The organism is Anaerotalea alkaliphila (assembly GCF_010179735.1).
Lineage (GTDB): Bacteria > Bacillota > Clostridia > Lachnospirales > Vallitaleaceae > Anaerotalea > Anaerotalea alkaliphila.
The window spans coordinates 1-9,270 of sequence record NZ_JAAEEH010000060.1; the positions used below are offsets into that span (position 1 = coordinate 1).

The 9,270-nt window shown below is 57.7% G+C and carries 11 protein-coding genes and 1 pseudogene; 10 read left to right on the top strand and 2 right to left on the bottom strand.

The genetic code is table 11. From position 1 onward, the window contains the following. The first annotated feature begins 154 nt into the window (after nt 1-154). From GXN74_RS13630 to GXN74_RS13665, 8 genes and pseudogenes are all read left to right on the top strand, one after another. Complete coding sequence (locus GXN74_RS13630) at nt 155-547, top strand: zinc ribbon domain-containing protein (protein ID WP_162371493.1); 393 nt, start codon at nt 155-157, stop codon at nt 545-547. A gap of 12 nt (nt 548-559) precedes the next feature. Then, nucleotides 560-1,042, top strand: a complete 483-nt coding sequence (locus tag GXN74_RS13635) for an LURP-one-related family protein (protein WP_162371494.1) — start codon at nt 560-562, stop codon at nt 1,040-1,042. A gap of 6 nt (nt 1,043-1,048) precedes the next feature. After that, complete coding sequence (locus tag GXN74_RS13640) at nt 1,049-2,281, top strand: zinc ribbon domain-containing protein (RefSeq protein ID WP_162371495.1); 1,233 nt, start codon at nt 1,049-1,051, stop codon at nt 2,279-2,281. Nucleotides 2,282-2,303: 22 nt separating this feature from the next. Further along, entirely contained in the window at nt 2,304-3,020 is a 717-nt protein-coding gene (locus GXN74_RS13645; protein WP_162371496.1) for an HAD family hydrolase, read from the top strand. Nucleotides 3,021-3,183: 163 nt separating this feature from the next. Then, nucleotides 3,184-3,483 (top strand): annotated as a pseudogene (locus GXN74_RS13650) (quinate/shikimate dehydrogenase); the annotation flags it as partial. A 9-nt stretch (nt 3,484-3,492) separates the two neighbouring features. Then, complete coding sequence (gene aroD, locus GXN74_RS13655) at nt 3,493-4,257, top strand: type I 3-dehydroquinate dehydratase (RefSeq protein ID WP_162371498.1); 765 nt, start codon at nt 3,493-3,495, stop codon at nt 4,255-4,257. Between the two features lie 127 nt (nt 4,258-4,384). Continuing rightward, entirely contained in the window at nt 4,385-5,179 is a 795-nt protein-coding gene (locus tag GXN74_RS13660; protein ID WP_162371499.1) for a shikimate kinase, read from the top strand. A 73-nt stretch (nt 5,180-5,252) separates the two neighbouring features. Continuing rightward, the gene (locus GXN74_RS13665; protein WP_246208731.1) at nt 5,253-6,494 is read left to right on the top strand and encodes an MFS transporter; all 1,242 of its coding nucleotides are present in this window, start codon (nt 5,253-5,255) and stop codon (nt 6,492-6,494) included. A gap of 7 nt (nt 6,495-6,501) precedes the next feature. On the opposite strand, the gene GXN74_RS13670 is transcribed toward GXN74_RS13665, so the two are convergent. Beyond that, nucleotides 6,502-6,816, bottom strand: a complete 315-nt coding sequence (locus GXN74_RS13670) for a helix-turn-helix domain-containing protein (protein ID WP_162371501.1) — start codon at nt 6,814-6,816, stop codon at nt 6,502-6,504. A gap of 151 nt (nt 6,817-6,967) precedes the next feature. Here GXN74_RS13670 and GXN74_RS13675 point away from each other — a divergent pair, with 151 nt between their 5' ends. Next, nucleotides 6,968-7,171 carry a helix-turn-helix domain-containing protein gene (locus tag GXN74_RS13675; protein WP_162371502.1) on the top strand — a complete coding sequence of 68 codons (204 nt, stop codon included), beginning with the start codon at nt 6,968-6,970 and terminating at the stop codon, nt 7,169-7,171. An 81-nt stretch (nt 7,172-7,252) separates the two neighbouring features. On the opposite strand, the gene GXN74_RS13680 is transcribed toward GXN74_RS13675, so the two are convergent. Continuing rightward, entirely contained in the window at nt 7,253-8,014 is a 762-nt protein-coding gene (locus tag GXN74_RS13680) for a DeoR/GlpR family DNA-binding transcription regulator (protein ID WP_162371503.1), read from the bottom strand. Between the two features lie 247 nt (nt 8,015-8,261). Between GXN74_RS13680 and GXN74_RS13685 the strand changes: the two genes are divergently transcribed. Next, the gene (locus GXN74_RS13685; protein ID WP_162371504.1) at nt 8,262-9,104 is read left to right on the top strand and encodes a class II fructose-bisphosphate aldolase; all 843 of its coding nucleotides are present in this window, start codon (nt 8,262-8,264) and stop codon (nt 9,102-9,104) included. Nucleotides 9,105-9,270 lie beyond the last annotated feature (166 nt).

The following is a 9,270-nucleotide window of genomic DNA, read 5'->3' on the forward strand; positions in this document are numbered from 1 at the left end:
CACATATTCAAAAGCAGCTACTACTTTTTTGTTCTAAATCAAAAAAACATGGCTACGGGAAAGACTAAAGGCTTGAAAAACGATGTGCCTTGCCTAGCCATCGCGCCAGCGATTTGGTACAATGGAAAGACAAATTCGATTCGGAGGTATTCCCATGTTATTGATTGCAGGCATCACCACCCAACAGAAGCAACTGGACTACAACCAGGGGATGCTCTGTCCCTTGTGCTGCAACTTCGGCCGTTACGAGGTCTATATGGAAACCATGGTGGCCACCCTCTTCTTCCTGCCCCTCTTCCGGTGGAACAAGAAGTTCTATGTGATCACCACCTGCTGCCACAGCGTGTATGCAATCAGCAAGGAGTTGGGGACAGCCATCGCCAAAGGGGAACCGGTGCGCCTGGAGGAAAAGGACCTGCACCTGGTGCACCGGAGCAGGGAAGCATCCTGCAACCTGTCCGCCGGGGAGCTGCATTGCCCCCAGTGCGGCGCACAGGTCCAGGAGGACTTCAAGTTCTGCCCCCAGTGCGCCCAGCCCCTCCGATAGGGAGGTGGCCAGGTGAAGCTCTACATCAGGCAGAAAATATTCGCTTTGGGGGACAAGTACGACGTGTCCGATGAATTCCAGAATCCGGTCTACCAGGTCCACAGCGAACTGCTGACCATCGGGGCCAAAATCCACCTGGAGTATCCGGCCGGAAGGGAACTGTATTACATCCGCCAGAGGGTCACCCTGTTCCTGGGAAGGTATGAAATCCACAGGAATGGGGAAATGTGCGCCACCATCCAGCAGGAGCTGGCGTTCTTCAAGCCCCGGCTGACCATGGAAAGCAGCTGGGGGGACTTCGAGATAACCGGCAATGTCTTCAGCATGGATTTTGAGATCCGCAAGGAGGGGGTGCTGGTGGGATCGGTGCACAAGCAATGGATGGCCTGGTCCGACACCTATGAGCTGTATGTGCCGGAGGGGCAGGATGGCGCTTTCTTTGCCGCGGTGGTCATTGCCATCGACCACTGCATACACAATGGGAACAAGAGGTGAGGAAAAATGGAGAATGGATTTTGCGGACAATGCGGGGCCGGGCTGCGGGCGGGAGCCAGATTCTGCGGCAGCTGCGGTGCTCCGGTGGAGGAAGAAACCGGACGGAAAAAAACCGGGGGGAAAGGGTGGCTGGCTGCAACCGCAGTTCTGGCGGCGGTGGTGCTCCTGGGAGGAAGCCTGCTCCTGGTCCGATGGTTTGGCCGCGGACAGGAAGGACAGGGAACCGCTCCCGTGGCCTCCCGGGAATTGGAGGGCGTCTATGCGGGGGTGTGCGCCTTCGAGGTCCTGGAGAACCCGGATGCGATGGGGACGGGCATGACGCCTGAAGAAATCACGCTTCTGCAGGCGGTGCTGGGGAAAGGGATTCCTTGCCGGGTGGAGGTTGCGGGGAACGCACTAGACGTCCATGGGGACATCCCCGGCATGGGGGAAATGATGCTGCTGGGATTCTTCTGGCTGGACAACCTGGAAAACGGCGTGCTGGAGGAAGAGGAAATCATGGACCGGGCAGGCGTGGAGGCGCTGGAGCGCAGGGAGCTGCGGGTGTTCCAGGACGGTAGCGGCCATCGTCTGCAAGGCAGCGTGGAGACCGTGGTCAAAGGGGAGCCAGGGGCCATGCTCCGGTTCAGCTTCGATGTGGTGAAGGGAGAAGAACAGGCTTCGGACAGGGCGCCATCGGCGACAACCCCGGAACCAGCGGCCGCCGCCTTCGTCCCTACCCCGGGAACCTTCTACGCCTTCACGGTCCGCTATCCCAGCGGCGAGAGCGGCGTGGAGAAGAAATATGTGGGAAAGGCGACCCGGGAGGCCCTCAGCACCAGTGTGGGATTCGTACCGGATCCGGAGACCTCGGGCCTGGAGATGGCGGGAGAGCGGGTGGCCTATCTGGAGAGGGAGGACGGAGTCCATCAGGTCCAGGACGGCGTGCCGGGAGAAGGGGACGAGGTCCTGTGGCTTCCCCATGACCATGCCCCAGGTACCGTGTGGGAGACGGACATGGGCACCTACACCATCCTGGAGACAGGCGTCTCCCTTTCGGCCGGAGGCCGCCGCTTCGAGGGATGCGTGGTGCGCCTCTATGAGAACGACGCCGTCGGCTACCGGTTGACGGAAACCATCGCCCCCGGACACGGGGTGGTGCGGGGAGAATACGGGCCGGGGGAAGCAGCTGTGGAACTGCTGGAAATCTCCCCTGTCGACCTGGAGCATGCAGACAGCCTTTGGGAACAATTCAGATAAGAAGCGGAAGGGGAGGAAAACGATGGACACGGTATTCTTCGATTTGGATGGAACCCTGCTCCCGTTGGACCAGCAGGAATTCATAGAAACGTATTTCAGATACATGGGGGCCATGGTGTCCGCCAGGAACATCGAGCCCAAGCGGTTGATCCGCTCCATTTGGGTAGGGACGGAGGCCATGCTCGAAAACGACGGCTCCATGACCAACGAGGCCAGGTTCTGGGAGGCTTTCGGGCAGGACTATGGAGCCATCGGGGAGGTGGACATCATCCAGGAGATCCTCGGGGAGTTCTATGAACGGGAATTCGACAAGGCAAGAATCACCGCAAAGCCGAACCCGCTGGCGGACGCCTGTGTCCAGGCGCTGAAGAAAAAGGGCTATGCCCTGGTCCTTGCGACCAACCCGCTTTTTCCGCGGACGGCGACCCATCTGCGCATGGCCTGGGCCGGGTTGGAACTGGAGGACTTCGCCCTGGTGACCACCTACGAGAACAGTTCCTACTGCAAACCCCATCCCGGATATTACCGGGAGGCGCTGCAGCGGGTGGGCAGGAAGCCCCAGGAGTGCCTGATGGTCGGAAACGATGTGCAGGAGGACATGTGCGTGGCGGAATTGGGCATGGACACCTACCTGCTGGAGGACCACATGATCAACCAAGGGGAGCAGGACATCTCCGGAATCAAGCGTGGAGGATTCGGGGAGCTTCTGGAGTTCATCAACAGTCTCCCCGAGGTGTAGGATCCATAAGAAAAAATAATGGATCAGCCAATAAAAATGAATTGGATTAATGCAATTCCAACGGATATAATGGCGTGGAAGGGTAAAAATCGTGCAGCAGAATAGTGTTGAATAATTAACCAGACGAAAGGAAACCGACCATGCCAGAAAGAATCACAGGACATACGGAACTGGCCGCCTGGACAAGCTGAAGGAAGAGATGGCGGACAGCCAGGTCTTTGCAAACGCCACCGGCGTGGGCATGAAGCCCCTGGAGGGACAGACCTACATACCGGACAAGTCCTACTTCCCCCGCAGCCTGATCGTGGTGGACATCGCCTACTCCCCCAGAGAGACGGCCATGCTCAAGATGGCCAAGGTGGCCGGATGCAGGACCATGAACGGTCTGGGCAGGATGCTCTTCCAGGGAGCGGCGGCCTTTGAACTTTGGACAGGGCAACCGATGCCTGTCGACTACATGTAAGGAGATCCTATGAACACGGTAAAAGTGAAGAATCTGGTGTTGGGGGAAGGCATCCCCAAGATTTGCGTTCCCATCGTGGCCAAGACGAAGCGGGAAATCATCGAGGAAGCGGGAAGCTTCCGCGCCATTCCGGTGGACCTGGTGGAATGGCGGGTGGATTGGTTCGAGGGCGTGGAGGATCTGGAACAGGTGAAGGATGTGCTTTCGGATCTGGTGGCCGTTCTGGAAGGGACGCCCCTCCTGTTCACCTTCCGCACCGCGGCGGAAGGCGGCGAGAGGGCCATCGACCCTGCCGCATACGCCGCGCTGAACAAGGCCGTGGCGGCCACGGGGCTGGTGGACCTGGTGGATGTGGAGGCATTCATCGGAGACGCGGTGGCGAGGGACATCATCGAAGCCGCCCATGGAGAGGGTGTCAAGGTGGTGGCCTCCAACCATGACTTCGGCAAGACGCCTCCCATGGACGACATCCTTTACCGGCTGCGGAAGATGCAGGACCTGGGTGCCGACATTCCGAAAATCGCGGTGATGCCTCAGTCCAGGACAGACGTGCTGCGCCTGCTGGAAGCCACGACCATCATGGTGGAGCGTTACGCCGACAGGCCCATCATCACCATGTCCATGGCCGGGACCGGTGCGGTCAGCAGGCTGGCCGGGGAGGTGTTCGGTTCCTGCCTCACCTTCGGTGCGGCAAATAAGGCTTCCGCACCGGGACAGGTCGGTGTCCAGGAACTGTCGGAGGCCCTGCAACTGATCCACAAAAGCATGCAGTGATGCCCAAGAGCTGCCCGTTGCTGTGGATGCCTATCTGGGGTTGGACAAATAGGGTGTTATGGTTTAAAATGGAACAAAACGGACGGGTGCCGAAGGCGCCGTCCATAAACATAGCGGGAGGTTTTTGATGAAGAGTCTGGAAGAGATCAGGGCCAGGATTGGGGAATGCGACGATGCGATCATCGACGCCCTGGCCAAGAGGATGAGCCATATCCAGGAGGTGATTGCATACAAGAAGGAGAACGGCTTGCCCATCCTTCAGCCGGAGCAGGAAAAGAAGCAGTGGGAGGCCCTGGTGAACCAACTGCAGGGCAACGAGTTCGAGGAGGAAATCCTGGACATATTCACCTATATCGTGAAAAACAGCCGGAAGATCCAGGCCAAGAGCCTCTTTTCCTACAACATCATGCTGATCGGCTTCATGGGTGCCGGAAAGAGCACGGTCTCCTCCTACCTCAGCCGCCTGCTGGAGATGGAGGAAGTGGAGACGGACGCCTTGATTGTGGAAAAGGAAGGCAAGAGCATCCCCCGGATCTTCGACGAGTATGGGGAGGAATACTTCAGGAACTGCGAAAGCAACACCCTGACCGAACTGCAGAAGAAACAGCAGGTGATCGTATCCTGCGGTGGGGGCATCGTGCTACGGGAACAGAATGTGGAAAACATGAAGAAGCATGGGCGGATCGTCCTGCTGACAGCCGAGCCCGAGACCATCCTGGAGCGGGTGAAGGACAGCACGGAGCGCCCCATCCTGAACAACAACATGAACACGGAGTTCATTTCCCAGCTGATGGACAAACGCCGGGAAAAGTACCTGGCGGCTGCGGACATCATCGTGTCCACGGACAAAAAGACGGTCCCCCAAATCTGCGAGGAGCTGGTGGCGAAGCTGATCGCCATGGACAAGGAAGAAGGACGATAGAGCGGGAAAAGGAGAAGACAGCTTCCAGGCTGTCTTTTTCCATGGGCCCCGACGACAACGGAAAGGAATGGAAATGAGGAAAAAAATCTACTATGGATGGGTCATCGTTGCGGTGGCGGCGCTGGGGCAGTTTTTCTCCGGACCGGGCCAGACCTTCTCCATTTCACTCTTCATCAACGCATATATCGACAAATTCGGATGGAGCCGTACACTCCTCTCCAGCCTGTATTCCTTCGCCACCCTGGCGGCGGGACTGCTGCTTCCCTTTGTGGGGAGGAAAATCGACAGGATCGGCTACCGGAAGATGATTGCCATCGTGCCTTTCCTGCTGGCATTGACAGGGGTCTGGATGGGGATGGTGCGCACACCGGCCATGATCTTCCTGGGATTCATGTTCCTGCGCCTTTTCGGGCAAGGGTCCATGAGCCTGATCCCCTCCGCCCTGGTGTCCCAGTGGTTCATCAGGAAACGGGGACTGGCCCTCAGCTTCATGACATTGGGCATGGTGGCCAGCTCGGCCGCGTTTCCACAGATGAACAACTGGCTGCTGGAAAACTATGGAATCGAACAGGCCTGGCGCTTCATCGCCCTGCTCCTGGTGGTGGTCATGGTCCCCGCAGGATGGCTCCTGGTCCGGGACAGGCCGGAAGCTGTAGGGTTGCTTCCCGATGGGGAGACAAAACCGGAGATGCCGGAAATTCCGGAGGGAGGGGAGGCTGTCGGGGAAGACCATTCGGAATGGACCCTGGGGGAAGCGTTCCGGGTCCGGTCCTTCTGGCTGCTCCTTTTCTGCATGACCATCCCGTCCATGATCAATACGGGCATGATCTTCCATCTGGTTTCCATCATGGAAGAGAAGGGACAGCCGCCCGTATTTGCGGCCACCATCCTAAGCTCCATCGCCATGGTGCAGCTGGGCATGAACTTCGTGGCCGGTTATGTGGTGGACAAGACCAAACCCAACAGGCTCAAGGCCCTGAACTACCTGGTGTTGGCCGTGGGGATGCTGGTGATCCTCTGGGGCAGGTCTGCGGGGGTCCTGCTCCTGTATGCCGTCTTCAGCGCCGTGTTCAACGCCTTCGACTCCGTGACCACCAACGTGCTGTGGCCGGGATACTTCGGCAGACGCCATTTGGGCAGCATCAAAAGCGTGGCTATGACGGCGATGGTCCTGGGCTCCGCCCTGGGGCCACTGCCCTTCGGGGTCGCCTACGACCTATTCCAGAGCTACGACCAGGTCATCCTGGTCATGCTGGCCTTCCCTTTGCTTGCCAGCATCGCCAGCTTTCTGGCCACACCGCCGGTGCGGCGTTGAAGGAGAATCAGCCGTCCTTTTCCGAGAGTTGGAGAAGGTACAGGTAGTGCAGGGCCTTGTTCCGGTTCTCCGGAGAGAGGCTCTGCAGCCGGTGCAAGGCTTCCCTTTCCAGAGCGTTCAGGAGCGGCTCCGGCGCATGAGGCATGTCCAACAGGTAATCTGTGGAACATCCGAAGAGCTGGGCCATCCGGACCAGCGTCTGGCTGTCTGGGCTGTGGACCCCGTTCTCGTATTTGTTGTAGGTGGTCCTGGCCACGCCCAGGATGTCAGCCGCTTCCTTTTGTGTGATTCCCCGATGCTGACGCGCTTGGCGAATGCTCAAAATATCACCTCCCTATGCAATTATAGTGTGAGTTAAACGCACAATCAACGCAGGTGCGCAATGCCCACCTGCGTTGATTGACATGGTGCGATAAAAGAACTATAATTTAGGGTGATATTCACGCATGGATGCGGGGGAGTGAGGGGAGACTGTGGACCGATTGAGGATGTACAGGGTAAGGAAGGGGTATACCCAGGAGGCGTTCGCTGCCTTGCTGGGGGTGGACCGGAGCACGGTGAGCAAGTGGGAGAACGGGGAGATCATGCCCAGGGTCCAGCGGCTGCTGCAGATGGCGGCGCTATTGGATGTGGATGTGGCGGCCTTGTTGGAGAAGGACGCTCAGGAGAAGGGTTGAAAGGCCTCCAGAAGCAAGAAGAAGGGGCTTTGGCACCGGTCGTGACCGGTGCCAAAGCCCCTTCTTCTTGCTTCTTTTTTTCTATTCTTCCGCGATGAGGATGCGGCATCCCTTCTTCTCCAGCATCTTCTGGATGTCCGACGGGGGGAAGTCGTCGGTGACCAGCGTATGGATGTCGTCGAACCGGGAATAGGTGATCAAAGCGATGGTGTTGAATTTCGTGTGGTCCAGCAACAGGAAGCTCTGCTGGCTTTTCAGCAGGGCGGTGTGCTTGATTTCCGTTTCCGCCGGAGAAGAGTTGGTTGCGCCTCCGGCGGTGGAGATGCCGGTGGAAGCCAGAAACGCCTTGTTGATGTTGAAACGGCCCAGCACCTCGGCGGAACTGGCGCCGGTGAAGGAAAGGGTCTTCCGGTTCAATGTGCCGGAAAGGGAAATCACATTGATGTTCGGGTACGGAATGGCCCGCATGATCACCTCGATGCTGTTGGTGAGGATGGTCAGATTCTGGCGCTCCTTGAGATGTTCCACCATGTGCATGGTGGTCGTCCCGGAGTCGATGAAGATGATTTCGCCATCCTTCACCAGTTTGGCGGCATAGCGTGCAATCCGCTGCTTCAGCTCCAGGTTGCTGATGTTGCGTTCGTCGAAGGAACTCATGGGTTTGAAACCCTCGATGGTGACCCCGCCATAAATCTTGCGGATCTCGCCACTGGAGACAAGCTCGTTGATATCCCTCCGTATGGTGTTTTTGGAAACCTGGAACTCCGCGCACAGCTGGTCCAAGGTAACGGTTTTGTTTTCCTCAATATACTTCTTCACACTATCCAGTCTTTTTGAACGCATGGCAATACCCCTATTCTCTATCCAGATGGTACCATTATACCGACTTTCCGGAAAAAAATCAAATAAAAATCATGAATTAATACCAAAGTGCCAGCAAAAAGTCAAATAAATAATCAAAAAGCAGAAGGGAAAGCCTTGACGGAACGGGAGCGCCTAGGGTATAATGGGTATATTGTGAATATGTTTTGGTTAAGTACCAACATCGATGAGCACATTGTATCAATGCGCAGGGGAAAGAGGTAGTGGCATGTCCTTGGCAAGAATGACGGAACTGTTGCAAAAGGCGGAGGCAGGAGGTTATGGCGTAGGAGCCTTCAGCGTCGCCAACATGGAAATGGTCCTGGGGGCGGTGAAGGCTGCGGAAGAATTGAGGGCACCCATCATCCTGCAGGTCGCACAGGTGCGGCTTCCCTACTCTCCCCTGGAGGTGTTCGGGCCCTTGATGGTGGCGGCGGCCAAGAAAGCCTCGGTCCCTGTGGCGGTCCATCTGGACCACGGAATGGACCTGGAGACTGCCAGGGAAGCATTGGAGTTGGGATTCACCTCCGTCATGATCGATGCATCCCACCTGCCGCTGGAGGAGAACATCCGTCTGGTGCGGCAGGTCAAGGCGGCGGCGGAGCCTTTCGGCGCGGGTGTGGAAGCGGAAGTTGGCCAGCTGGCCGGAAGCGAGGACGGAAGCGTTGACCATGCGATGATCTATTCCGATCCGGAGGAGGTCCAGGCCCTGTACGAGCAGACCGGCGTGGACGCCCTGGCCCTCTCCATCGGAAATGCCCATGGGGTCTACAAACAGGAGCCCCGGCTGCATTTCGGTGTCCTGGCGGAGGCCAGGACACGCGTGCCCATTCCTCTGGTCCTCCATGGAGGGTCGGGAATCAGCGACGAGGATTTCCGGAAATGCATCGCAGGCGGTGTGCGCAAGATCAATGTGGCCACGGCCACCTTCCAGTCCGTGGAACAGGCGGTCCGCGCCTACTGCGCAGAGGGCGGAAAAGACTACTTCGCCCTGAGCGATGCCATGGTCCAAGGAGCCTACGGGAATGTGTCCAGGCACATCAAGATTTTCCAAAGCGACAACAAGGCTTGAGGAAGGTTCCCAGACAATCGGTCAAGCATAAGGAGACAGGATGAACAAATTGGTATTTCAAGAAGGAAGGGAACTGGACCTGGTAGCGACGGGGAGGCTTGCCATCGACCTGAACACGGTGGAGGTGAACATCCCCATGGAGGAGACCACCGCATTCAAGAAGTAC

Coding starts and splice junctions, on each gene's coding strand:
- GXN74_RS13630 (WP_162371493.1), top strand. CDS start 155: ATGTTATTGATTGCAGGCATCACCACCCAACAGAAGCAACTGGACTAC.
- GXN74_RS13640 (WP_162371495.1), top strand. CDS start 1,049: ATGGAGAATGGATTTTGCGGACAATGCGGGGCCGGGCTGCGGGCGGGA.
- GXN74_RS13645 (WP_162371496.1), top strand. CDS start 2,304: ATGGACACGGTATTCTTCGATTTGGATGGAACCCTGCTCCCGTTGGAC.
- aroD (WP_162371498.1), top strand. CDS start 3,493: ATGAACACGGTAAAAGTGAAGAATCTGGTGTTGGGGGAAGGCATCCCC.
- GXN74_RS13660 (WP_162371499.1), top strand. CDS start 4,385: ATGAAGAGTCTGGAAGAGATCAGGGCCAGGATTGGGGAATGCGACGAT.
- GXN74_RS13665 (WP_246208731.1), top strand. CDS start 5,253: ATGAGGAAAAAAATCTACTATGGATGGGTCATCGTTGCGGTGGCGGCG.
- GXN74_RS13680 (WP_162371503.1), bottom strand. CDS start 8,014: ATGCGTTCAAAAAGACTGGATAGTGTGAAGAAGTATATTGAGGAAAAC.
- GXN74_RS13685 (WP_162371504.1), top strand. CDS start 8,262: ATGTCCTTGGCAAGAATGACGGAACTGTTGCAAAAGGCGGAGGCAGGA.